General features: G+C 70.5%; 21 protein-coding genes. 14 read left to right on the top strand and 7 right to left on the bottom strand.

The window, feature by feature from the left end; genetic code table 11:
* Window positions 1–4: 4 nt before the first annotated feature.
* From ACIRQP_RS14290 to ACIRQP_RS14275, 4 genes are all read right to left on the bottom strand, one after another.
* On the bottom strand, window positions 5–1,414 hold the full coding sequence (locus ACIRQP_RS14290; protein ID WP_403888523.1) for an NADP-dependent succinic semialdehyde dehydrogenase: 1,410 nt from the start codon (window positions 1,412–1,414) through the stop codon (window positions 5–7).
* Window positions 1,415–1,577: 163 nt separating this feature from the next.
* A complete protein-coding gene (locus tag ACIRQP_RS14285; RefSeq protein WP_403888626.1) occupies window positions 1,578–1,907 on the bottom strand; it encodes a WhiB family transcriptional regulator in 330 nt (109 codons plus the stop codon).
* A 389-nt stretch (window positions 1,908–2,296) separates the two neighbouring features.
* Window positions 2,297–4,147 (bottom strand): transketolase, encoded by a 1,851-nt coding sequence (locus ACIRQP_RS14280; RefSeq protein ID WP_403888623.1) that lies wholly within the window; start codon window positions 4,145–4,147, stop codon window positions 2,297–2,299.
* A gap of 67 nt (window positions 4,148–4,214) precedes the next feature.
* Window positions 4,215–5,537 carry an NAD(P)/FAD-dependent oxidoreductase gene (locus ACIRQP_RS14275; protein ID WP_403888520.1) on the bottom strand — a complete coding sequence of 441 codons (1,323 nt, stop codon included), beginning with the start codon at window positions 5,535–5,537 and terminating at the stop codon, window positions 4,215–4,217.
* A gap of 326 nt (window positions 5,538–5,863) precedes the next feature.
* Between ACIRQP_RS14275 and ACIRQP_RS14270 the strand changes: the two genes are divergently transcribed.
* Together ACIRQP_RS14270 and ACIRQP_RS14265 are read left to right on the top strand one after the other, a co-directional pair.
* Window positions 5,864–7,009: a glutathione-independent formaldehyde dehydrogenase gene (locus tag ACIRQP_RS14270; protein ID WP_403888517.1), complete on the top strand. Its 1,146-nt coding sequence runs from the start codon at window positions 5,864–5,866 to the stop codon at window positions 7,007–7,009.
* A gap of 99 nt (window positions 7,010–7,108) precedes the next feature.
* On the top strand, window positions 7,109–7,558 hold the full coding sequence (locus ACIRQP_RS14265; RefSeq protein WP_403888620.1) for a DUF5709 domain-containing protein: 450 nt from the start codon (window positions 7,109–7,111) through the stop codon (window positions 7,556–7,558).
* Window positions 7,559–7,683: 125 nt separating this feature from the next.
* On the opposite strand, the gene ACIRQP_RS14260 is transcribed toward ACIRQP_RS14265, so the two are convergent.
* Together ACIRQP_RS14260 and ACIRQP_RS14255 are read right to left on the bottom strand one after the other, a co-directional pair.
* Complete coding sequence (locus tag ACIRQP_RS14260; RefSeq protein ID WP_403888514.1) at window positions 7,684–8,061, bottom strand: hypothetical protein; 378 nt, start codon at window positions 8,059–8,061, stop codon at window positions 7,684–7,686.
* Window positions 8,062–8,218: 157 nt separating this feature from the next.
* On the bottom strand, window positions 8,219–9,274 hold the full coding sequence (locus ACIRQP_RS14255; RefSeq protein ID WP_403888510.1) for an amino acid ABC transporter permease: 1,056 nt from the start codon (window positions 9,272–9,274) through the stop codon (window positions 8,219–8,221).
* Between the two features lie 651 nt (window positions 9,275–9,925).
* Between ACIRQP_RS14255 and ACIRQP_RS14250 the strand changes: the two genes are divergently transcribed.
* The 11 genes from ACIRQP_RS14250 (at window position 9,926) to ACIRQP_RS14200 (ending at window position 22,059) form a co-directional block, all read left to right on the top strand.
* Window positions 9,926–10,939, top strand: coding sequence for an LLM class flavin-dependent oxidoreductase (locus ACIRQP_RS14250; RefSeq protein ID WP_403888507.1), 1,014 nt, complete (start codon window positions 9,926–9,928; stop codon window positions 10,937–10,939).
* A gap of 151 nt (window positions 10,940–11,090) precedes the next feature.
* The gene (locus ACIRQP_RS14245; RefSeq protein ID WP_403888504.1) at window positions 11,091–12,056 is read left to right on the top strand and encodes an ABC transporter substrate-binding protein; all 966 of its coding nucleotides are present in this window, start codon (window positions 11,091–11,093) and stop codon (window positions 12,054–12,056) included.
* Window positions 12,057–12,072: 16 nt separating this feature from the next.
* On the top strand, window positions 12,073–13,071 hold the full coding sequence (locus ACIRQP_RS14240; protein WP_403888501.1) for an amino acid ABC transporter permease: 999 nt from the start codon (window positions 12,073–12,075) through the stop codon (window positions 13,069–13,071).
* Window positions 13,072–13,142: 71 nt separating this feature from the next.
* On the top strand, window positions 13,143–13,895 hold the full coding sequence (locus ACIRQP_RS14235; protein ID WP_403888618.1) for an amino acid ABC transporter ATP-binding protein: 753 nt from the start codon (window positions 13,143–13,145) through the stop codon (window positions 13,893–13,895).
* Between the two features lie 100 nt (window positions 13,896–13,995).
* Window positions 13,996–14,988, top strand: a complete 993-nt coding sequence (locus ACIRQP_RS14230; protein WP_403888498.1) for an ABC transporter substrate-binding protein — start codon at window positions 13,996–13,998, stop codon at window positions 14,986–14,988.
* A gap of 65 nt (window positions 14,989–15,053) precedes the next feature.
* A complete protein-coding gene (locus ACIRQP_RS14225) occupies window positions 15,054–16,250 on the top strand; it encodes an LLM class flavin-dependent oxidoreductase (RefSeq protein WP_403888495.1) in 1,197 nt (398 codons plus the stop codon).
* 648 nt (window positions 16,251–16,898) lie between these two features.
* Window positions 16,899–18,740 carry an APC family permease gene (locus ACIRQP_RS14220; RefSeq protein WP_403888615.1) on the top strand — a complete coding sequence of 614 codons (1,842 nt, stop codon included), beginning with the start codon at window positions 16,899–16,901 and terminating at the stop codon, window positions 18,738–18,740.
* Between the two features lie 111 nt (window positions 18,741–18,851).
* The gene (locus tag ACIRQP_RS14215) at window positions 18,852–19,034 is read left to right on the top strand and encodes a hypothetical protein (RefSeq protein ID WP_403888492.1); all 183 of its coding nucleotides are present in this window, start codon (window positions 18,852–18,854) and stop codon (window positions 19,032–19,034) included.
* Window positions 19,031–19,768 (top strand): hypothetical protein, encoded by a 738-nt coding sequence (locus ACIRQP_RS14210; protein WP_403888489.1) that lies wholly within the window; start codon window positions 19,031–19,033, stop codon window positions 19,766–19,768. The genes ACIRQP_RS14215 and ACIRQP_RS14210 overlap by 4 nt, the downstream gene beginning before the upstream one ends.
* A 141-nt stretch (window positions 19,769–19,909) precedes the next feature.
* Complete coding sequence (locus ACIRQP_RS14205; RefSeq protein WP_403888487.1) at window positions 19,910–20,833, top strand: DUF6895 family protein; 924 nt, start codon at window positions 19,910–19,912, stop codon at window positions 20,831–20,833.
* Window positions 20,830–22,059 (top strand): serine hydrolase domain-containing protein, encoded by a 1,230-nt coding sequence (locus ACIRQP_RS14200; RefSeq protein WP_403888484.1) that lies wholly within the window; start codon window positions 20,830–20,832, stop codon window positions 22,057–22,059. Before ACIRQP_RS14205 ends, ACIRQP_RS14200 begins: the two co-directional genes overlap by 4 nt.
* Before the next feature lie 85 nt (window positions 22,060–22,144).
* Here ACIRQP_RS14200 and ACIRQP_RS14195 read toward each other — a convergent pair whose 3' ends face one another.
* Complete coding sequence (locus ACIRQP_RS14195) at window positions 22,145–23,536, bottom strand: LCP family protein (protein WP_403888481.1); 1,392 nt, start codon at window positions 23,534–23,536, stop codon at window positions 22,145–22,147.
* A gap of 369 nt (window positions 23,537–23,905) precedes the next feature.
* Here ACIRQP_RS14195 and ACIRQP_RS14190 point away from each other — a divergent pair, with 369 nt between their 5' ends.
* On the top strand, window positions 23,906–24,469 hold the full coding sequence (locus tag ACIRQP_RS14190; RefSeq protein ID WP_403888478.1) for a hypothetical protein: 564 nt from the start codon (window positions 23,906–23,908) through the stop codon (window positions 24,467–24,469).
* Window positions 24,470–24,476: the final 7 nt, after the last annotated feature.

Raw genomic sequence — 24,476 nt, 5'->3', positions numbered from 1 at the left:
GTGTCTAGGAGCCGTCGTCAGGTTCCGCGCCGTGCCACACCGTGGTGATGTTGCAGAACTCCCGGATGCCGTGCGCCGACAGCTCACGCCCGTAACCGGAGCGTTTCGCACCACCGAAGGGGAGGGCGGGATGCGAGGCCGTCATCCCGTTGAAGAAGACCCCGCCCGCCTCCAGATCCCGTACGAAGCGGCGCATGTCCCCCTCGTCGCGCGTCCAGACGTTGGAACTCAGCCCGAAGGGCGTGTCGTTGGCGAGCTCCACCGCCTCGTCCAGCCCGGAGACCCGGTAGAGCGTGGCGACCGGCCCGAAGGTCTCCTCGCGGTGGATCCGCATGGAGGCCGTGACGCCGGCGAGCACCGTGGGCGCGTAGTACCAGCCCCGCTCGTGCTCCTTCGGGCGCTGTCCGCCGCACAGCGCGATCGCGCCCCGGCTCAGCGCGTCGTCGACCAGCCTCTCCAGATCGACGCGGCCCCGCTCGCTGGAGAGCGGCCCGACATCGGTGGTCTCGTCCATCGGGTCGCCGACCGTCAGATCACGCATCCCGGCCGTGAACCGCTCGGCGAAGCCGTCGTAGACGTCCTCGTGCACGATGAAGCGTTTGGCGGCGATGCAGGACTGGCCGTTGTTCTGCACGCGGGCCGTGACCGCCGTACGCGCCGCCCGTTCGATGTCCGCCGAGGGCATGACGACGTACGGATCGCTGCCGCCCAGCTCCAGAACCGTCTTCTTGACCTCGTCGGACGCGATCGCCGCGACGGACCGGCCGGCCGGTTCGCTGCCGGTGAGTGTCGCGGCGGCCACCCGGGGGTCGCGCAGGATGTTCTCGATCGCGCTGGGGCCCACCAGCAGCGTCTGGAAGCAGCCGGCCGGGAACCCGGCCCTGCCGAACAGGTCTTCCAGGTACAGGGCCGTCTGCGGGACGTTCGAGGCGTGCTTGAGCAGCCCCACGTTGCCGGCCATCAGGGCGGGCGCGGCGAACCGTACGACCTGCCAGAGGGGGAAGTTCCACGGCATCACCGCGAGGACCACGCCCAGCGGCCGGTAGTGGACGCTCGCCCGTGTCGCGCCCGTGTCCCGTACGTCGGCGGCCGAGGGGTGCTCGTCCGCGAGCAGTTCCTCGGCGCGCTCCGCGTACCAGCGCATCGCCTTCACGCACTTGAGCGCCTCGGCGCGGGCCGCCACGACCGGCTTGCCCATCTCGATGGTCATGGTCCGGGCGATCTCCGGCGCGTCCTGCTCCAGCAGGTCGGCGGCGCGGTTCAGCAGCCGCGCGCGTTCGTCGAATCCGGTGAGCCGGTACTGCCGGAACGCATGGGCGGCGGAAGCGATCCGGCTCTCGATCTCCTCGGCTCCCAGCGCGTCGAAGGTCTTGAGCGTCTCTCCGCTGGCGGGATTAACCGTCGCGATGGGCATGGGGCGATTCCTCCTCGATTCGCCTCGATTCGGCAGTCCGACCCTCCCGTGGTCCGCCCGGCCCCGCAACACGGGACGCGGGTCCGTGGGCACGGATCACGCGGCCACGGACCACGTGGACCCGGACCACAGGCATGGCCCGGCCCGAGGACATGGGCGCGCCTCAAGGACGCGGGGGCCGGCCGGGCGCGGCGGACCCACGGGGGCGGGGCGGGGGGCCGTCCGAGGCCCTGCGCCGCTCGGCGCGGCGCCGCAGCCGTCGGCGCTCCTCCTCGTCCGTTCCGCCCCAGACCCCGAAGGCGCGGCCGGTGGCCAGCGCCCATTCGAGGCACTCGCTCTCCACCGCGCAGCCGTGGCACACCTTCTTGGCGCGCTCAGCCTGCTCGGCGGCCGGTCCCGAGTCCCCCACGGGGAAGAACAGCTCCGGGTCGACGCTGGTGCAGGCCGCGTGCCGCAGCCACTCCCAGGTGTCCGCCTCCTGGCCCGATCCCATGTCCGGGCCGATGTTCAGTCGGGCAGTCGTCAGCCGCACAGTCATTCAGTCCTCTCCACGCACAACGTTCCACTCCTGATCAGCCGTCTCCTGTCGCTCGCGGCCGGCTCCGGCGCAGCGCTCGCGCGGGGTGACCCGCGCCGGAACGCAGGTGCGTATCCGTCCTTCGCGCTCGGTCGGCCGGTGTGTCACGGCCGGTGCGGGCCGCGGGCCGGGATAGGTACTCATGCCGTCTTCCCTCTCGTCGCCATATGTCCTGTCCTTCTGTGTGCCTCCGCCATATGTGACTCCGCTCTGTGTGACTCCGCCGTATGTGTCTCCCGTTGTGCGTGCGCCTCGTTGTGCGTGCGCCTGTTGTGCGGCACTCACGTGGTGCGTGACTCACGACGTCAGCGCAGGGTCTGCTCCACGAGCAGCCGCAGCCCCGCCGCGATCGAGTCCGCGTCGATCCCGGCCGCCCGAAGCTGCTCCGCCGACGTCGCCGAGCCCGGCATGTTCCCCACCGCGAGCCGTACGAGGCGCTTCGGCGCGGGACGGCCGTCCGAGAACACCTCGGCCACCGCGTCTCCGATACCGCCCTCCGGATGGTGGTCCTCGACCGTGACCAGGCAGCCGGTCTCGTCGGCCGCGGCCTGGAGCGTCTGCTCGTCGACGGGCTTGACCGAGTACAGGTCGACGACCCGTACGGGGAAGCCCTCCCCCACCAGCAGATCCGCCGCCTTGAGGCACTCGTGAAGGGTGATTCCGGCGCCGATCAGGGTCACACGGTCCGCGTCGGAGCGGCGCAGCACCTTGCTGCCGCCGACGGGGAACCGCTCGTCGGGGCCGTAGATGACCGGCGTCCCGCCCCGGAGCGTACGCAGGTAGCAGACGCCCGGCAGTTCATGCATCGCCGCCACGAGCCGCGCCGTCTGGTTGGCGTCGCAGGGGTGGAGCACGGTACTGCCGTGTATGGCACGGAACATCGCCATGTCTTCCAGGCCCATCTGGGACGGACCGTCCTGGCCGATCGAGACGCCCGCGTGCGAGCCCACGACATTGATCGAGGCCCTGCTGACGGACGCCATCCGCAGGAAGTCGTGCGCGCGGGTCAGGAAGGCCGCGAAGGTCGACGCGTACGGGACATGGCCCAGCGCCTGCATCCCGACGGCGGCGGCGATCATCTGCTGTTCGGCGATGTAGCACTCGAAGAACCGCTCGGGGTGTTCCTTGGCGAAGAACTCCGAGCGGGTGGAGTCGCTGACCTCGCCGTCCAGTACGACGACGTCCTCGCGGGCCGTGCCGAGGGCCGCCAGCGCCCTGCCATAGGCGTCACGGGTGGCGACCGAGTCGCCGACGTCGTAGCGCGGCAGCTCGATGGTGGCGCGCCGTCCGGCGCCGCGGGGGTGGGTCTCGGGCTCGTCGGGCTGCGCCACCGATACCCGGATGGAGCGCCGGCCGCCCAGCTCCTCGATGGCGCTCTCCGCGTCGGGCAGCGGCTTGCCGTGCATACCCTCGCGGTCCTCGACGGAGGCGACGCCACGGCCCTTCCGGGTGCCCGCGATGATCGCGGTCGGCCTGCGGAAGGTCGACCGGGCCTCGGTGAAGGCGGCGTCGACGGCATCGAGGTCATGGCCGTCGATCTCGATGGTGTGCCAGTCGAAGGCGCGCAGCCTGCGGCCGTACGCGTCCAGATCCCGCTGATGGCGGGTGGGTCCGCGCTGGCCGAGGCGGTTGACGTCGATGACGAGGGTCAGCGAGTCGAGATGCTGGTCCCCGGCGTGCTCGATCGCCTCCCACACGGAGCCCTCGGCCATCTCGCTGTCGCCGGACAACACCCAGACGTGGTAGGGAGTGTGGCCGAGCCGCTGGCCGGCGAGCGCCATGCCGACGCCGACGGGCAGTCCCTGACCCAGCGATCCGGTGGCGACATCGACCCAGGGCAGCCGCGGGGTCGGATGGCCTTCGAGCCGGCTGCCGAGGGTGCGATAGGTGAGGAACTCCTTCTCGTCCACCGCGCCGGCCGCCAGATACATGGAGTACAGCAGCGGCGAGGCATGTCCCTTGGAGAAGAGCAGCCGGTCGTTGCCCGGATGGTCCGGTCGGTCGAAGTCGTAGCGCAGATGGTTGGCGAGCAGATCCGCCATGAGGTCGGCGGCGGACATCGAGGAGGTGGGATGGCCCGATCCGCCCGCGTTGGCGACCCGTACCGAATCCACCCGCAACTGCTGGCCCAGTTCGGTGAGTTGTTCGCTGTTCAGCTGGTGGTGCCGGCTCTTCGGGCGCTTGCTGTCCGGGTGTTCGCTGTTCGTGCGTCGGCTGTTCATGTCACTCCTTACGGGGTGCGCCGGGAACCCTCGCCAGTTCGGGCGAGGACGATTCGAGCGGCACCGTCCACGAGCGGACCAGTCCGAGCTGGACGGACTGCCGCGGCAGCACCGCGTCCAGCATCCAGTCGGCGGCGACCCGTACCCGGTTCCCGGGCATGGCCGCCAGGTGGTAGCCGCGCGTGACGGCCCCCGCGAGCGGTCCTGACAGCGGTACCCCGAGCGGGTTGGCCGCCGCCTTGACTCCGCCGAGGTCCACGACGAACCCCAAGTCGTTGTGTTTGTAGGTCTGCCGCTCCCCGTATCCCAGGGAGGCGGCCACGTTGCGACCCGCCACCTTGCCCTGCCTGCCCGCGTGTTGAGCCGTCATCGGGGTGAACTGTCCCGGCCTGGTGAGATCCGGTACGGCGGCGGCGTCACCGCAGGCGAACACCTCGGGATGGCCCGGCACATTGAGCTCCGGGTCCACCAGCACCCGGCCGTGCTCGACGGGCAGTCCGAGATCGGTGACCAGCGGGTCGGGCCGTACCCCCACACACCAGACCAGGGTGTGGGTCTCGATGAACTCACCGTTGTCCAGCATGATCCCGGTCGGTCGCGCCTCCTTGACGGAGGTACCGACACGTACGTCCACGCCGCGTTCGCGCAGCACCCTCTCCGCGGTGTCCGACAGCCTGTGGTCCAGCTCCGGCAGGACGCGCGGGGCGATGTCGAGAAGCAGCCAGCGGGGTTTGCCGGTCTGGCGCCACGCGGGCTGCTTACGGACCAGCGCGTCGGTGAAGAGCTTGCCCTGGGCGGCCACTTCGGTGCCCGTGTAGCCGGCGCCGACCACGACGAAGGTGGCACGCGCGGCGCCCTCCGCCCGGTCGCCCGTGACGGCGGCCAGTTCTATCTGGCGGGTGACGTGGTCACGCAGATATAGCGCCTCCGGCAGCCCCCGGAAGCCGTGCGCGTACTTCGCCACTCCGGGGACCGGGAGCAACTTGTTGACGCTGCCCACGGCGAGGACGAGCCGGTCGTACCGCAGCTCGCCCCGGTCCCCCTCCGGGCCTGTGTAGCCGACGGTGCGCGCCTCCAGGTCGACATGGTCGGCCTCGCCGAGCACCAGCCGTACCCGTGGCAGTGTGCCCGGGATGGAGACCGTCACCCGGCGTGGCTCCAGAATGCCCGCGGCCACCTGGGGCAGGAGCGGGAGGTAGAGGAAGTAGTCGGTGGGATTCAGCAGCACGATCTCGGCAGCGCCCCTGACCCGGTGGGAGAGGGTTCGGGCGGTCTGGTAGCCGGCGAACCCGGCTCCGACGATGACTATGCGTTCTCGGCTCACGTTCGACTCCGGAGGGTTACATTTCGGGTCGTACGGGACGTTTGGTCACGTGCCCGATGACAGCGGTGACAAACACGGGGGATCGCGCGGAGGCGGTCCGCGCACCCTGTCGCAGGGGGCCTCACCTGCCGTTTGACACCGCAGTGATTGGTGGGAAGGTGGACGGAGCGGATGAGCCGCTCCGGCCAGGACGTCCGAACGAAACCGCCCCGACCACTCGCGTGCTCCCCGACGGCCTCACCGGCTGTGGCCGGTCTCCCGGGCCGTGATGGCCGGGACCGGAGCCGTGAGGCGGCCTGAGCACGCCGGAAGGCAAGTGAAGCGCCATGAAAGCTCTTGTGTACGACGGCACGCGCGACGTCAAGGTCAAGGATGTGCCGGACGCCCGTATCGAACGTCCCACCGACGTCCTTGTGAGGATCACGACCACGAATATCTGCGGTTCGGACCTTCATATGTACGAGGGCCGCACCGACATGAAGACCGGACGCGTCCTCGGCCACGAGAACATGGGTGAGGTGATCGCTGTCGGGGAGGGTATCGACCGAGTGCGTGTCGGGGATCTGGTCTGTCTCCCGTTCAACATCTCCTGCGGATTCTGCCGCAACTGCGAGGCGGGGAAAACGGCGTACTGTCTGACCACCAACCCGGACCCGCGGATGGCGGGGGCCGCCTACGGTTTCGCCGGCATGGGCCCGCACAACGGTGGCCAGGCGGAACTGCTGCGGGTGCCGTACGGCGACCACAACTGCCTGGTCCTGCCGGAAGAGGCCCTGGAGAAGCAGAGTGACTACGTCATGCTCTCGGACGTCTTCCCCACCGGCTGGCACGCCACCGAACTCGCTGGTCTGCGGGCGGGCGAATCGGTGGTGATCTACGGAGCGGGTCCGGTGGGCCTGATGGCCGCGCTGTCGGCGAACCTGAAGGGCGCCGGAAAGGTCATGGTCGTCGACCGTCACCCGGACCGGCTGGCGCTGGCGGAACAGATCGGTGCCATCCCCATCGACGATTCCAAGGGCTCGGCGGTCGACCGGGTCAATGACATCACCAACGGCGCGGGCGCGGACCGCGGGTGTGAGTGCGTGGGTTATCAGGCCCATGACACCGAGGGGGTGGAACACCCCAACGCCACCCTCAACAACCTGGTGCACTCCGTCAGGTTCACCGGAGGTATCGGTGTGGTCGGTGTGTTCATCCCGCAGGACCCGAACAGCCCCGACAGCCTCTACCAGGACGGCGAGATCGCGTTCGACTACGGCCTACACTGGTTCAAAGGCCAGACCATGGGCACGGGGCAGTGCAACGTCAAGGCGTACAACCGGCAGTTGTGCGGGCTCATCGAGCAGGGCAAGGCCCGTCCGTCCTGGATCGTCTCGCATGAACTGCCGCTTGCCGAGGCTCCGTCCGGGTACCGGCACTTCGACGCCCGCGACGACGGGTGGACCAAGGTTCTCCTCCACCCGGCCGCCTGAGGTTCGCGGGGACGGATGAGGCGGATGCGCGTGCGGCCGGGGGACGGCAGGGCGCACGGAGGCGAGGAGAAGCACGTGAGCGGCGACAACGGCGAGTCGATGGGCGACGAGGTCTACCAGCCCGACGGCGCCGAGATCGGCGAGGACGAGGGCATCCTCGATCCCGAGGACACCCTGATCGACCGAGGCTCGGACCCTTTCGACGAGGGCTGGTCGCCGCCGGAGCGCCCGCTCGGTGTCGAACACGTCGGTACGACGGCCGCGGAACAGCGGGCGGGGGAAACGCTCGACCAGCGCCTCGCGGAGGAGCTTCCCGACCAGGGCGCCCTGGTCGGCGACGGCATCGGCGACCTGCCGTACGGCGAGGGTGAGCGGCTGGACGACGAGGTCGGCGACGGGCGCTCGGGCCGGCTGGTGGCGCCGGACGAGGGCGCTCACGAGGACGACGAGAAGGACATGATCGCCCGCGATGTCGGGATCGACGGCGCCGCGGCTTCGGCGGAGGAGGCTGCCGTGCATCTCGTTGCCGAGGCGGACGAGTGGGAGTGAGGGTGCGGGTGAGGATGAGTGAGGGTGAGGGTCACCGGAGCGGAGCCGCCCCCGGCCCCGGAGCGGGGGCGCCGCCAAAACACGGCTCAGCGACACGGTTCAGCTACAGGGCTCAGTGATGGGGCTCAGCGGTTCTCGCGATTCTCCAGGCGTAGCTGGACCTCCTCCTCCTGGTCGCCGGAGGCCGTACCGACCATACGGACGGTGAACGCGGAGGCGAGGCTCTTCCGGAGACTGTCCACCGCCGTGTAACCGCCCTGGAGGGTGGCCACCACCGGCGCCCTCAGCCTCGCCGGGCGGGGCTCCGCGCGTACTTCGGACACGTTGAACGTCGCGATCCACACGGTCGGACGTCCGCCGGCCACCACCTGCGGGACATCGTCCGCCGCGCGGTCGCAGGCGAAGGCCGTACGGAGCGCGCCGAACACCACACGCGCGTCTTCCTTCTCGTCACCAGTAAGAGCCACGACGACGTCCGCCGCGGGCTGGTCCGCACTGTTCACGTGGATCCTTCCTCTCCCTCGCCGCTCCGGGCCGATCCGTCTCCAGACTCCTCCCGGTACCCGGAGTGTGCGAGCGGAAGCGGTCAACAGGACGCGCCGTACACCGCCGACGGGGGCCTGACGGCCGGCGCCGCCGTCCGGCTGTCCTCCGGCGGTCTCAGAGCGGTTTCGCGTCGGAGGCACTCGCGGTACGGAGCCGTCCCGCCAGGGCCGCCGCCTGCCGGCGCAGACGCTGGAGAGGCGTGGGAGGCAGCTCGCGGGCGGCGCCACGGGCGTAGTGGCGCTCGACGTAGAACTGGCCCACGGACAGGACGGTCGTGACGGCGACGTACCAGATGGTCGCCACCATCAGCAGCGGGACGATCTGATACGTACGGTTGTAGATCAGCTGCACCGAGAACAGCAGGTCCTGGACGGCGAGGACACTGACGATGCTGGTTCCCTTGAGCGTGCCGATGAGCATATTGCCGGCCGTGGGGACGATCGAGCGCATCGCCTGGGGCACGACGACACGGCGCAGCACCCGCCGGCGGCTCAGACCGAGCGCCGCGGCCGCCTCCGTCTGGCCCGCGTCGACGGAGAGGATGCCGCCGCGCACCACTTCCGCCGCGTAGGCCGCCTCGTGCAGGGTGAGTCCGATCAGCGCCGTGAGCCCGGCGCCGAAGAGGTTGACCGTCTCGAAGGTGAGGAATTCCGGGCCGAAGGGGATCCCGATCCCCAGGGTCGGATAGAGCGCACCGATGTTGAACCAGAACAGCAGCTGCACCAGCATCGGGGTCGAGCGGAAGATCCATACGTACCCCCAACTGATGCCGCGCAGCACGGGGTTGACGGAGAGCCTCATGACGGCGAGGACCGTACCGATGAGGAAGCCCAGCACCATCACGGCGGCGGTCAGCCAGAGGGTGAGCAGCAGGCCGTCCAGTACTGCGGGAGTGGTGAAGTACTGGCTCACCACACTCCACTGGAATCTCTCGTTGCGGACGACCGAATTGACGATCATCGCGAGGCCGAGCAGCGCCAGCGCGGCCGACAGCCAGCGGCCGGGGTGGCGGCGCGGAACGATACGGGAGATCTCGTCGGGTCCTGGCGGGGAGGACGGGGAGGCCCCCGAAGGCCCCGGCGGGGCGGCGTCCGCGGGGTCGGTGAGGTGTGTCTTCCGGGAGGCCGCGGCGGAGGCACGCGGTCCATCGAGCGAGGGCGATACGGACATGAGGGGGCTCCGGCGGGAGAGACGGTCGGCGGCGTGGACCGGGCGGCAGGTGTCATCACGCGTACCGCGTCCCTCAACACGGCCGGTGCGGACCGGCGTTCACGCAGGAGCCGGCACCGCACACCTCTAGATCGTACGGCCGCACGCCGGACGACTGTCAAGACCGCCGGACCGCCCGCGCTGCCCACAGAGCGAGAGCCTGTTGACTTCGCTGAACGTCCCGTGCTCAATTGGCCTTATGCAGAAGCAGCTGCCGTTGGTCATACGCGGCCACATAGACTTCGGTCGTGTGTGGTCCGCTTCTTGTTGCGCCTGACCCGGCAGCGGGCCGCCTGACCGGCCCCTCCCTCCCTCGGTGACCCCGTCCCTTCGGTGACCCCGTCGCGGGCCGAGTTCTCTTGTCTCACCGGGCGTTCGCTGCCGCTTTCTCCCTGAAGCGCCCCATTCCTCTCCCGTCATCGCGCCCTCGCACCGTCCCGCCCGGCTGCCCCGTCGCTCCCGGCTGTCCCGTCCCGCCCGGCTGCCCGGTACCGCCGGTGGTCCCGTACCGCCGGTGGTCCCTCGTGTCCGGCGTGTCCACGGGCCGCCCGGGTCCTCCTCGGCATGCCTTCGCGCCGACGCACATCCATCTCCCCGCACGAAAGGTCCGTCATGCCTGTGGAGTTCCTCGGTATAGCCGCCACCCACAACGGGTCGGAGACAAGTCCCCGCTCCGGCGCAGCGTTTGACAAGGAATACACACTCAAGCTGGCCCGCGCCCATGAGGACCACGGCTGGGACCGGGTGCTGTTCGCGTACGGTTCCGGCTCGCCCGACCCCGCTCCGGCCGCCGCGTACATCGCCTCCCGGCGGGACACGCTGCGGATCCTGCTCGCGCACCGGCCGAATGTCTCGTATCCCACCTTCGCCGCCAAGACATTCGCGACGCTCGACCGGATCAGCGACGGCCGGCTGACGGTGCACTTCATCACCGGTGGCAGCGATCAGGAGCAGCGGCGCGAGGGGGACACGCTCACCAAGGACGAGCGCTACTCCCGTACCCGTGAGTACATCGAGATCGTCAAGCGGATCTGGACCTCGCACGAGCCCTTCGACCACGAGGGCGAGCACTACCAGTTCCACGACTTCGTCAGCGATGTCTTCCCCGTCCAGCAGCCGAGGCCCGATGTCTCGTTCGGCGGCTCCTCGGCCGCCGCGTACGCGGCCGGTGGCGCCGAGGCGGACATCTACGCGCTCTGGGGCGAGCCGCTGGAGAAGACCGCCGAGCAGATCGAGGCGGTGAAGGCTGCCGCGCGGGCGGCGGGCCGTACCACCCCGCCCCGTATCCAGGTGGCCTTCCGGCCGATCATCGCGCCGACGGAGGAGCTCGCCTGGGAGAAGGCGCACCGGACGGTGGACGCGATCAAGGCCCGCACCCCTACCGCCGCGGCCACCGGGGGCGCGGGCAACTCCAACGCCCTGGTCGGTACGCCGGAGACGGTCGCGCGGGCGCTGCTCGACTACTACGACCTGGGTGTCGACATCATCTCCGCACGCGGATACGACCTGCTGGGCGACGCCATCGACTTCGGCCGGCATGTCATCCCGCTGGTCCGCGAGGAGGTCGCCAAGCGCGACGCGGAGGACGCCCCTCGTGGCCCGCAGACCCTGGGCGAGGCCGGCTGATGACCTCCGTCGCCGAACCCGGCGGTCCGACCCGGCTGTCGACCTCCGTATCCGATCCGCCGGTGCCGCCGATGCCGTGCGAGCGAGAAGCACCTCGCCGGCCGGCCGGCCCACCGACTCCCGGATTCCTCCGAAAGAGAGGCGTGACCCCATGCGCATCCTGATCGCGGGCCGTTCGCGGCCCATGCGTCACCAGGTGGCTGCCGCGCTGGTGGCCGCCCTGCTGCTGCCGGTGCTCGCGGGCTGCGGAACCGACGCGGCCTCCGGGAAGGAGGCGGCCGGCGCCGCCTCACCGGCGCCGTCCGACGATGTCACCGTCTCACTGAAGAAGAACGCGTCGCTGGCGGCCCTGCTCCCCGAGGACGTCAGGAAGCGGGGGACCGTACGGATCGCCTCTTCCGTGGGAGCGCCGCCCAGCGCCTACTACCCCGACGCGTCGAGCAGCCGCCCCGCCGGGCTGGACATCGACATCGCCGACGCGGTCGGCAAGATCCTGGGGGTGCGGCTGCTTCGCGAAGAGGCGAGTTTCGAGGCGATCCTGCCCGCGCTCGGCAGCGGCAAGTACGACGTCGGCACCGGCAACTTCGGGGTCACCGACGTACGCCGCCGGACGATCGACTTCGTCACCTATGTCAATGACGGTCAGGGGTTCGCCGTCCGCGCGGCCGACAAGAGCCTCGACGAGGTGACCCGGCTCGACCAGCTGTGCGGCAAGACCGTCGGGGTGGGGGCGGGCACCACCTTCGAGGCCACGCTCAACTCCCGGAAGGGCGTCTGCGCCGAGGCGGGCAAGGAGCCGTACAAGGTCAGTGTGTACTCCGAGAACGGGGCGTTGCTCACCAGCCTCCAGCAGAGCCGGGTCGATGTGGTCATGTCGACGATCAACGGCCTGCGCCACCAGGCGGCCCAGCCGGCGGCCGGGGTCAGGTTCCTCGGCGAGTTCCACCGGCTCGATGTCGGCTTCGCCTTCACGAAGGGCTCCCCGCTGCTCAAGGCGTTCCAGGGAGCCGTCAACCAGCTGATCGACGACGGCGCCTACCGCCGGATTCTCGACAAGTGGGGAACGGGCGACTCCGCGATCGAGGAGTCCCGGATCAGTCCGCCCGAGAAGAAGTAGCCGGCAGGAGCCGCTGATGGACACCGCAACCGGCGCCGCGAAAGCCGCGCCGCCGCCCGGCCGCCTCGTACCACCGGGGAGATCGGTCCCGGACCGGGATGATCTCGCCACGCTGAAGGTCGTGCCCGCGCGCCATTACTGGCGCTGGGTTGCGGGTGTGGCCGCGCTCGTCGTGGTCGCCCAGTTCAGCCACGGTCTGGTCACCAACCCGGGCTGGGACTGGGAGACCTTCTTCCTCTATCTCTCCGCCGACACCGTACTGAAGGCCGTCTGGGTGACGCTCCAGCTCACCGTGTACGGCACGGCGCTCGGCTTCGCGCTCGGTGTCGTCCTCGCCTTCATGCGGCTGAGCAGGAGCGTCATCCTCCAGACGGTGGCGTGGACGTACATCTGGGCCTTCCGTTCGATCCCGCTCATCGTGCAGCTGCTGTTCTGGTTCAATCTCGCTTATCTCTACGAGGAGTTGGGGATCGGTATCCCCTTCGGTCCCGTCCTGTGGAGCTTCGGCACGGTTAACCTGGTCAGCGCGCTGTCCGCCGCTGTCATCGGGCTCGCGCTGCACCAGGCCGCGTACGCCGCGGAGATCGTCCGCGGCGGAATCATCTCGGTCGATGCCGGGCAGCTGGAGGCGGCGGCCGCCCTGGGCATCCCCCGGCTGCGGCAGCTGCGCCGCATCCTGCTGCCCCAGGCGATGCGCGGCATCCTTCCCAACGCCGCCAACGAGGTCATCTCCCTCTTCAAGGGGACCTCGATCGTCTCGGTGATGGCGATCGGGGAGCTGTTCTACCAGGTGCAGGTGGTCTACGGCCGCAACGGGCGGTTCGTACCGCTGCTGATGGTCGCGACCGTCTGGTACATCGTGCTGACCACCCTGCTGACCATCGCCCAGTACTACGTGGAGCGGCACTTCGCGCGCGGCGCCGAGCGCACGCCCCCGCCCACACCGCTCCAGCGGGTCCGTACCCTCACCCGCAGGATGCGGGCCGCTGCCGCCACCGGAGGTATCCAGAAATGAGCACCGACCCCAATCCGCTCACCGGCACGGCCACGGGCACATCCGCCGGTACGTCCGCCGACGGCGGTCCGATGGTCGATGTGCGCGGTGTCCACAAGAACTTCGGCGCGCTCGAAGTACTGCGCGGCGTCGATCTCCAGGTCCGCACCGGCGAGGTCACCGTCGTGCTCGGCCCATCGGGCTCCGGAAAGTCGACACTGCTGCGCAGCATCAACCATCTCGAAAAGCTCAGCCGGGGATACATCAGCATCGACGGCGAGCTGATCGGCTACCGCCGGGCGGGCGCCAAGCTGTACGAGCTCAAGGAACGAGAGGTGCTGAAGCAGCGTCTGCACATCGGTTTCGTCTTCCAGAACTTCAATCTGTTCCCGCATCTCACGGTGGTCGAGAACATCATCGAGGCGCCGGTCTCGGCGCTGCGCCGGCCCCGCAAAGTCGCCGTGGAGCAGGCCCGACGGCTGCTGGAGCGGGTGGGCCTCGCCGACAAGGCCGACGCCTATCCGCGTCAGCTCTCCGGCGGCCAGCAGCAGCGCGTGGCCATCGCCCGCGCCCTCGCGCCGGAACCCAAGGTGCTGCTGTTCGACGAGCCGACCTCCGCGCTCGACCCCGAGCTGGTGGGCGAGGTCCTCGATGTGATCAAGGACCTGGCGCATACCGGCACCACCATGATCGTCGTCACCCATGAGATCGGCTTCGCCCGCGAAGTCGCCGACACCGTGGTCTTCATGGACGACGGAGTGATCGTGGAGCAGGGTCCGCCGGCGGATGTGCTCGACCGCCCCCTGCACGCGCGTACCAAGGCGTTCCTGTCCAAGGTCCTGTGACGTCCGGCCCCTCATCCCCTCATCCCCCGTCCCCTCATCCGGCCTTCGCTCCGTCCTTCCTTCCGTCCGTGTGTTCCGCCACCCTGTCGAGGAGCCCTCCGTGCCGCCCCGTCGTCGTCCCCTCCGTATCACCGCCGCCCTGCTCGGCCTCGTCACCGCGTTCTCGCTCACCGCCTGCGGCAACTCGGCCGACGGCAGCACCGACAAGGTGGCTCCCCGGGCCGGCGGCAACAAGGGGTTCCAGATCGACGTGGGCCCCGACCAGAAGCGCATCACCACGCCCACGGTGGATTCCATCGCCGCGCTCGTCCCGGCGGAGATCCGTGAGCGGGGCACCCTTGAGGTCGTCAACGCGGCCGGTTCCGTGCCGCCGCTCGCTTTCTACGCCACCGACGACAAGACCGTGATCGGGGTGGAGCCGGATCTCGCCTCGCTGATCGCGGACGTCCTCGGCCTGAAGCCGCACTACAACACCGTCGACTGGGCGAATATCTTCGTCGGTCTCGACAGCGGCAAGTACGACCTCGGCCTCAGCAACATCACGGTCACCGAGGAGCGCAAGGAGAAGTACGACTTCGCGACCTACCGGCTGGACAACATCGCGTTCGAGGCCAAGAAGGGCACCGACTGGCGGGTGAGGGGCCCGGCGGACGTGGCGGGCCGGACGATCGGGGTCGCCTCGGGCACCAACCAGGAGAAGCTGCTGGTCGACTGGAACAAGGCGAATGTGAAGAAGGGTTTGAAGCCCACCGACATCAAGATCTACCAGAACTCCAGCGACTACTATCTGGCGCTCGGCTCCGGCCGCCTGGACGCGTACCTCGGCCCCAACCCCGTCGCCGCGTACCACTCGGCCTCCACGGGCCGGACCGAGGTCATCGGAACGTTCTCGGGTGCGGGGGACGAGGTCCAGGGCAGGATCGCGGCCACCACCAAGAAGGACAACGGTCTGATCAAGCCGTTCCGGCAGGCGATCGACACGGTCATCGAGAACGGTACGTACCGGAAGGTCCTGGAGCGGTGGGGGCTGGCGAACGAGGCCGTGTCCTCCTCCGAACTCAACCCCGAGGGACTGCCGAAGACCGCTCAGTAGCCGGATCGGGCTCTCCCCCGCCGGCCCTCGCCCGGACCGGACCTCGGACGCACTGGAAGGCAGTCATGAAATTCTCCGTCCTCACGATAGTCGGACACGCACCGCACCCCCTCACCGGGGAACTCCCGCCGGCGGCCGACCGGCTGAACGAAGTCGTCGAGCTGGGGGTGGAGGCCGAGCGGCTCGGCTTCGACGCCTATGCCGTCGGGGAGCGGCACGCGGGCCCGTTCCTCTCCTCCAGTCCCACGGTGATCCTGGGCGCGCTCGCGTCCCGTACGTCGCGTATCCGGCTGCTGACGGGGGTCACGGTCGTGGCGATCCTGGACCCGGTGCGGGTGGCCGAGGACTACGCGACGCTGGACCAGCTCTCCCGGGGCCGGATCGAGCTCGTCATCGGCAAGGGCGCGGAGGCCGGGCACTTCGACCTCTTCGGTCTGGACGAGGAGCGGCAGTGGGAGTACCAGGCCGAGAAGTACGAGCTGCTGCGCAGGCTCTGGCGCGAGGAACACCTCGACTGGGAGGGCCTGTTCCGGCCGCCGCTCAAGAGTGTCACGACCCTGCCGCGCCCGTACGCGGGTCCGCCCCGGGTGTGGCACGGCTCCGCCACGAGCCTCAACTCCCCCGAGCTGGCGGCCAGACACGGCGACCCGCTCTTCACCGCCAACGCGATCCAGCCGCGTGAGGCGTACGCACGGCTGATCGGCCACTACCGCGAGAAGTTCGAGGAGTACGGGCACGATCCGGCGCGGGCTCATGTGGCGGCGGGCTCCGGCGGTCTCTATATCGCGGACACGACGGAACGGGCCGTCAGGGACTTCAAGGAGCAGTACGAGACCCGCGTCCAGCAGACCTTCAAACCTCATCTGGTGGGCAAGGCCGGCTACAACACCCCGTTCACCACCATCGAGGAGGCGATCGAGAGCGGCCCGCAGCTCATCGGCGGCCCGCAGCGGATCATCGACAAGATCCTCGGCTACCACGAGGTCTACCGGCACGATCTGCAGTCCATCACCGTCGACGGGTTCGGGCTGAGCCTGCCCGAGCAGCGTGAGCAACTCCAGAGGTTCGCCGAGGAGATCGCGCCGGTGATCCGGCGGGAGGCGCCGTCGTCGCTGTGGGCGGCGCCGGAGCCGGGTGCCGCGCCGGACCGGGAGGTCCCGCCGGAGCCGGGTGCCGCGCCGGACCGGGAGGTCCCGCCGGAGCCGGGTGCCGCGCCGGACCGGGAGGTCCCGCCGGAGCCGGGGGCCGCGCCTCGGCCGTAGCGGGTCCGGCCCCCTCGTACCGGTCCCGCACCCGCTGACGGGAGACAGCCATGGTGCGGGATCCGCCGGGGCCGGGGCATCCCCATCGGGCGGCTGGTGGGATGCCCCGGCCCGTTCGGCGGGCTGAAGCGTGCCGCGGCCGCGGCGGGCCTTACGTCCGAACGGGTTGCCCGCCGTCCCCGGCCGTGTGTCGACCGGCGCGGGTGGGGCCGGTGGCGCGGTCCGCCGATGAGACTCGCGGGTGTGACGGATACCCAGGGATCCCAGGGAGACGATGGCCGAGACGGCCGGGACCGGGAACAGGAACAGGAACAGGGCGACACTCCCCCTGTGCCGCTCTCCGTGCCGAAGCTCGACGCCGAGCAGTCCACGATGCTGCGACTGGTCGGGCGGGAGTGGGAGCGGGTGTCCGCCGCCCCCGACGAGTGGCGTCGCGCGCTGCCCGTGGACCCCGATACCGGCAGTTATCCGGAGCCTGCGCAGATCGTCCCGGCCCGCTTCGGCCGTTTCGTGCAGGTGCCCCCGCTCAGCGCGCCGCCCGAGACGGTGGACACCGAGGCCGTCGAGCCTCTCGGCAGATTCGGCGCTTCCGTCCGGCGTGTGCTTCTGGGGGCGCCGCTGAAGAGCACGGCCATCGCGCGGGAGCGGATGCGCAAGCTGGTCGCGCTGCCGGTGCTCTCCGCCGACGCGCTGTCGTCGGTGGCGTACGGTCCCGAGGCGCTGCTGGCGATCCTGGTGCTCGGCGGTGCCGCGGGGCTGGCGTATTCGGTGCCGGTGGGCCTCGCGATCGTCTTTCTGATGCTGGCCGTCGGACTGTCGTACCGTCAGACGATCCGGGCGTATCCGCACGGGGGCGGCTCGTACATCGTCGCCACGGACAATCTGGGGCGGGTGCCCGGGCTGGTGGCGGCGGCCGGTCTGATGACGGACTACGTCCTGACGGTCGCCGTCTCGGTCTCCTCGGGGATGGCGGCGGTCACCTCGGCGGTCCCCGGGCTGGCCGATGACGCCGTGCTGGGCGGCGTGCTGGTCATCGCCGTACTGCTGGCCGGGAATCTGCGGGGGGTCCGGCAGGCCGGGGCGCTGTTCGCCGCGCCCACCTACGCCTTCATCATCGCCATCACCGCGCTGGTCTCCGTCGGTCTGTACGACGCGGCCGGCCGGGACTTCGAACCCGTGCCGACCCCGCCGCTGCACGCGGTGGAGGGCGTCGGTCTGCTGCTGGTGATGCGCTCCTTCGCCTCGGGGTCGACGGCGATGACCGGTATCGAGGCGATCTCGAACGCGGTGCCCGCCTTCAAACCGGTCTCCTGGCGCAACGCGCGCACGACTCTGTCCTGGATGATCGGGCTGCTCATCGCGCTGTTCGCCGGCACGATGGCGATGGTCTACCTGGAAGGTGTGATTCCGCAGTCGCGGGAGACGGTGCTGTCCCAACTGGCCCATCGCAGCTTCGGTTCGGGCGCCATGTACGTCTTCACGCAGGCGGCGACCGCGCTGGTGCTCCTGCTGGCGGCGAACACGGCGTACAACGACTTCCCCCGGGTGCTGTCCCTGCTGGCGCGCGACAACCACGCGCCACGGATCTTTCTGCGGCTGGGCGACCGACTGGCCTTCAGCAACGGGATCATCCTGCTCTCCGTGGCGGCGGTGTGCGTCTACGTCGCGTTCGAAGGGAGGACGGCCTCGCTGATTCCGCTGTACGCCGTCGGGGTGTTCCTCGCCTTCACCCTGTCGCAGACCGGGATGGTGATGCACTGGTGGCGCAAGCGCGACCGGCACTGGCGCAAGAGCCTCTGTTTCAACGCCGTCGGCGCGCTGCTCTCCGCGGTGGTCTTCATCACCGCCGGAATCACCAAGTTCACCGAAGGAGCGTGGCTCGCGATTCTCACCGTCGCCCTGTTCCTGCTGGTGACGACGCGGATCCGGCGTCATTACGACAAGGTCGGGGAGGCGCTGCGGCTGCATCCCCAGGCGATCGAGATCCCCAGCCGCACGATTACGCCGCAGCCGTGCGCGGAGCCGCCGGCCGGCCCCGAGGCCCCGTCAGCCGGGACGAAGTACCCGGAGACCGAGGAGACACCGGAGGAGATCCGCCATCTCTCGGTCGTCCCGGTCGACGCGCTGCACCAGGCGAGCATGCGCGCGCTGGCGTACGCCGCTTCCCTCCAGCAGCCTCTCCTGGTACTGCATGTAAGCCCCAGCGACGAGGATGCCGAGCGGTTCCGCGAGGCCTGGATGCTGTGGGGCGACCATCTTCCACTGCGGATCGTTCTCTCCCCCTATCGGGCTACGGTGGCGCCGCTCATCAGCTATCTCGAATCCCTGCATCATCAGCGACCCGATCTGACCATCACGGTGATCCTGCCGGAGATCGTCGAACGGCACTGGTGGCACCGTCTGCTCCGCAGCCCGCTGGCGGGACGGCTGCGGCGTGCGCTCCGGTCCCTCCCGAAGATCGTGGTGACCACCGTTCCGTTCCATGTATAGGTGCGGGAATGCCCAACCATCATCCCAATTGGCCGGTTTGTCGAGTGTCACTTAGCGTGGGCGGTGCATTGCCCAGACAGGGCATTTGGCATCTACATGAGGAGCCCATCGATGCTTTCTCAGACCGTCCGGCCGGGAGAAGTCACTCTGGACCACCACGCGTTGACCATGGCGATGGCAGAACCCGAGGCACCCTTCAGCGACGCTCCTGTCTATGCGCCGGAAGCGGCGGGCGCGCTGCTTCTGCTGCTTCTCCTTTCGCCCAAGGAGCCGAAGGAGCCGAAGGGCCTGTGAGCCAGGACCGGTCGCGTACCGCCTATCAGGAATCAGCGGCCGGCCTGGCACGACGTGCCCTCGGAGCCCTGCGGGGCGCCGAGGGCGCGGCCGTGGTCGCCGCCCATGTCGAGAGCGCTCAGGACGCCGGTGCCGCGCTGGCCGCCATCCGTATCCTCGGCGCCGATACCTTCGCCCCCGCTGTGCTGGCGGGCGCCCCGCTCCGCCCCGAGGACGCGCAGGCCATCACCCTGGCGTTCTCGGCGCTGCCGCCCGTGCGGAATGCGCCGCCCCCGCCGCCCGCCGGACCCGAGGGCCCCTGGCTGATGGCCTGGCGCGACTGGGGAACCGTCACCCTGCTGACCGTGCTCACGGGCAGTGACGGCACGCGGCTGACGGCGCCTCGGCCGGCGCTCCCGGCGGACGCCGCGCCGGCCGACGACGCGGCGGGCTGGGCCGAATGGTCCGTCAGGATGGGACAACTGTCCACGCTGGCGCTGCCGGGGCTGGACGGTCCGGTGCATGACGCCGCCCGCAGATCACCGCTGGCGCTGGCACGCGGGGCGACCCGTGCCGTACTGCGCCGGGACTACCCCACCGCCGCGCGGATCGCGCGCTGGCTGGCCTGGCTGCGCTCGGACGGGGTGAGACTGCCGCTCGACGCGGCTCCGCTGGTGGAGCACATCGGCCTGCTGGCCGGCGGTGACCGGCCGGCGCTGGACACGGCGATCTCCCGTCGGCTGATCGCCATTTGACCAGGACCCGGCCTCCGGACCCCGGAAGCGACCCCCGAACCCGGACCCCGGAACCGACCCCGGCCCCGGGCCCCCGGCCCCTTTGTTCCTCCGCACAAGCCACCCGGATCCCGCACTAGCACCCGATCGGACCGAGACCCGATGGCCATGCCCGTCACAGAAGCCGCCCACCGGATCGCCGCCCAGGCGCTGACCTGGCTCCACACCCACCGGGAGCACGGCGCCCTGCCGCCCGACACCACCGCCGAACTCGCCGAGCCCGACAGCGTGTACAAGCCGCTGGGCGAGACCGCGCTCGCGGCCTCGCTCGTGCTGCGCGAGGGCGTGGCCGGATCCTCCGAACTACGGCTCGCCCGCGAGCTGCTGGACTTCAGCTGGAAGCAGCTGGGGGGCGGCGCCATGCTCCATGAGCGGCTGCTGCGCTATCCGATGATGACCGATCCCCTGGAGACGTACGCCCACTTCACCCGCTGCGACTACCGCCACGAAGCACTGGACCTGCTGCTCGCGCACACCACGTCGCTGCGTTCGGCGCGGGCGGCGGAGATGCTGCCGAACCGCCGCCTCGCCGTCGCCAACGCGGCGCGGATCGGCGGATTCGACCAGGGCGGCCTCGCCACCGACTGGGCCGCGCTGTCCCGTGCCAGTTGGCTGGGCGCGTGCCCGGAGCCCTGGTTCATCGACTGGATGACCGCCTACTACATGACGCACACCGTCTTCCATCTCACCGACTGGGGCCGGCTGCCCTCGGGGCTGCCGGGCGATGTCGCCCAGTACCTCACCCGCTGGCTGCCCGGCTGGATCGACATCTGGTCCGAGATCGGCGAATGGGACCTGGTGGCCGAGCTGCTGATCGTCGGCAACTGCCTCCCCGAGCCCCGCCGTGATCCGGCGGAGTGGGAGCGGCTGGCCGGGATCCAGCACGAGGACGGGCTGATGCCCCGTGACGGCCACCCCGTCAGCGACGATCCCGCGGAACGCTTCGCCGCGCACCACCACACCACCGTGGTCGCGGCGGTCGCCGGGACCCTCGCCGTCTCCCGTGCCCTCGGCGCCCGCTCGTGACGCTGGGCGCCGCGGGCGCGGAGGAGGCGACCGGAACGGCGGGGCCGGCGGCGCCGGAAGAGGTCTCGGGGTCGACGGGTACGGGGACGACGGGTGCGGGCGGGGGCGGGGGCGCGATGTACGTGGCGGACGCCGACGGCGGGCCGCGTCCGCCCGACTGGACGCGGCGTCCCGCCGACGCCATCAGAGCGGCTGCGCGGCCCACCGGCGCGGTCGCGGTCGCGCTGCGCCACGGCGACCTGCGTGCCGTCGTGACGTACGGCAGCACCTCGCACCACGGCGGGATCCCGGTCACGGCGGACACCCGGTTCGAGATCGGTTCACTCACGAAGACCTTCACGGCGCTGCTGCTCGCCGAGCAAGTGGCCCGGGGGGAAGCGGCGTACGGCGATCCGCTGGCCCGGTTCCTGCCGCCGGAAGCCCTCCCCCGGCCGCGCGGCGGACCCATCACCCTGCTTCATCTGGCCACCCACACCTCGGGGCTGCCCCGGCTGCCCCCGGGGCTCCTCGGCAGCGCGGCGGCGGACTGGTTCTCCAATCCGTATGCCCATTTCTCCACCGCCGATCTGCTGCGCGCCCTGGCGCGGACACGTCCGCGCGCCCGCCCCGGCGAGCGCGTGCGGTACTCCAACTTCGGTGTGGGGCTGCTCGGTCATCTCCTCACCCGCGCCGCCTCCGGCGGCCGACAGGGGTACGGGGACCTCCTCGCGGCCCGGGTGCTCGGCCCCCTCGGGCTGAGCCGCACCAGCTGCGGGCCCGACCTTCCGCAGGCCACCGGCTACTGGCACGGACGCGCCCGGCCGCCGTGGCTGATCCCCGGGCTCGCGGGAGCCGGCGCGGTCCGGTCCAGCGCGCGCGATCTGCTGGGCCTCCTCGACGCCGTGCTGGACGCCACGCCGGACGTCCCGTCCGGTGCCCCTCACGGTTCGGCGCCATCGGTGCCGGTGCCGGTCACGTTGCGTACCGCGCTGGTGGACATGGTCCGCCCCCGGCTCTCCCTGCACGACGGCGGCAAGCGGCTGGCGCTGATCTGGAACATCCGCGTCCGCGCGGACGGCGATGTCTACCACCACTCCGGCGGCACCCGTGGCTTCAGCGCCTTCGCCGGGTTCAGTCCCCGCCACCGCACCGCCCTGGTCGCGCTGACGAATGCGTCCCCGGCCGCCGGCCAGGCGTTCATCCAGGGCGCGTACAACGCGCTGCTGTCACTGGCGCGGCCCGACTGACGGGTCGTCCGACGGCCGGTCGGGTCCGGGCCCCGGAGGCCGCCGGCCATGCGATACCAGCGGGCCGGGGCGGCGGAGTCGCGGGTCATCCCGTGACATCGGGCAGATCGGGGCCGATCGTGAGGGTCAGTGTGCCGGGCTTGGTCCCGCCGGAGGGGACGGGGGCGAGGCCGGGGAGTCTCGCGGCCAGAGACCGGGCCTGTTCCGCGAAGCCCTCGGGGTAGGTGAGCGTGCTCCGCCCGGCCGGGGCGGGGGCGTTGCCGGTCGCGGTGATCCGGAAGCCGAGCGCGCGCAGCCGTTCGGCGGTCTCGCGGGCCTTGCCGGAGACGTCGGTGCCGTTGAGGACGGCGACCCGAACGGTACCGGCCGCCGGGGGCAGTTGCTCCGCGGCTTTCAGCAGGCGGGCCCTGGTCATCTCCCGGTCGTTGACGAGGGCGTTGAACAACTGCTGGGCGGCGGCCCGGTTCCAGACGACATTGGCCGCGTCGCCGGGGACGTCTCTGGCCCGGGGATAGTGGGGGACGGTCAGGAACGTGATCCGCTCAGCGGGCATGCGTTTGATGCCGGACGCCAGATCGTAGAGGGGCTTGAGGCCTGCCAGTTCGGGGTCGGTGGTCAGTGATTCGGTGGCCGAGTCGAGGAATCCGTAGAGCGCCCGCGGCTGGTACAGCTGGGCCCTGGCCTTGGCGACGAGGGCGCGCATGAACTCCTGCTGGCGGCCGATCCGGCCGATGTCCGTTCCGTCACCGAGGCTGTAGCGGGCGCGTACGTAACCGAGGGCCTCGTCGTCCTTCACCGTCTGGCAGCCCGCGCGGAGGTCGAGATGGGCCTTCTTGTCGTGGATGGGCGTCGGAGGGCAGACCTCGACCCCGCCGAGGGCGTTGACCATGCCGGTGAACCCCCGGAAGTCCACGATCATGAAGTGGTCGACACGGACACGGGTGTTCTGTTCGACGGTCTTGATCGCGCAGGCGGCGGCCTTGGCGGTGTCGCCCGTGGAACCGCCGATCGCGAACGCTTCGTTGATCTTGAAGTGATGGGGGGTGGAGACAGCGCCGTTGCCCTGGCCGCACGCGGGGATCCGCACCCAGGAGTCACGGGGGAACGACACCACGGTGGCCCACTCGCCGCTGCCGCCGATGTGCAGCAGCATCAGAGTGTCCGACTGCATGGTGGTCAGCTTCCTGCCAAAGGCACCGCCCATCCCTTCACGGCTGTCGGAGCCGATGATCAGGACGTTCTCGCCTTGGGTGGCCCGGGGCCGGTTGTCGCCGAGGGCCTCGTCCACGCCTGCGCCACGGATGTTCCCGCTCAGCGCGGAGTAGAACCAGCCGCCCGCCGCGGCCGTGCCCAGCACCAGGGCGGCGGCGGTCAGGGCGAGCCAGCGACCGGCCCGGCGGTACTGGTCCCGCCTGCTCGGCCGGCCACGTGGTGAGGGGGCGGGACGGCCCCTCGGGCTCATGGTTGCTGCGTTCACGGCGTCAAGCCCCTTTCGGACGAGGATGGGGATCGGCCCCCGGGGCCCGGATCGGAGCGGTGCGCCGCCGGACTCCCGTGTGGTGAACAGCGGACCCGGCCCGCTGGGCACGGTCCTGCGGGGCATCTTCGTGCCGGGGGCTGTCGCCGGGCCGTCGGCGCGGTCGTCGCCACGCACCTCACCACGCGTCTCGCCACGCACCTCACCACGCATTTCCCCGTGCGTCCCACCGTGCGTCCCGCCGCGTACGTTCGGACGGCTCTGTCCGGTGGCCCCGTAGCGGGGCGTGGCGTGTAGTGGGTGGTATCGCCGTGATCCGGCGGGCGGCTCGCCGCCCGTGGAGCGGCCGGCCGGATCCGAGGAGCCGCGATGGGGACCAACACCGGGCGTGCCACCGCGATGACCCTGGCCCTGCTGTGCGGGGCGGCTGTCGCGGGGTGCTCGGGCGGCGGCGGTGCGCCGGCGAAGAGGTCCGGGGCGCCCGAGGATCTCGCGGCGGCCTCCGCGTCCGCCACCGCGAGCCCGTCCCCCTCCGCCACGGCGGTCGGCAAGGTGTCCGCGAGGTCCACCTCTCTCGGAAAGATCCTGGTCGACGGCGAGGGGCGGACCCTCTATCTCTTCGTGGCGGACCACCGGCACAAGTCCACCTGTACGGGTGACTGCGTGAAGATCTGGCCGCCCCTGATCGTCGCCGGAAAGCCGGAGGCGGGTACCGGCGGGGTGAAGGAGAACCTTCTCTCCACCACCAATCGCGACAACGGGGCGATACAGGCCACCTACAACGGCCATCCCCTGTACCGGTTCACGGGCGACCACAAGCCCGGTGACACCAACGGCCAGGGCGATGTCTCGTTCCACGACACCTGGTACGTCGTCGGCACCTCAGGCAAGAAGAACACCACTCCGCAGCAGAACACCGGCGGCGGCTACTAACCCCGGG

Origin of the sequence: Streptomyces sp. NPDC102274 (assembly GCF_044766385.1) — a bacterium.
Taxonomy (GTDB): Bacteria; Actinomycetota; Actinomycetes; order Streptomycetales; family Streptomycetaceae; genus Streptomyces.
This window is presented reverse-complemented; position numbering and strand designations above follow the sequence as displayed.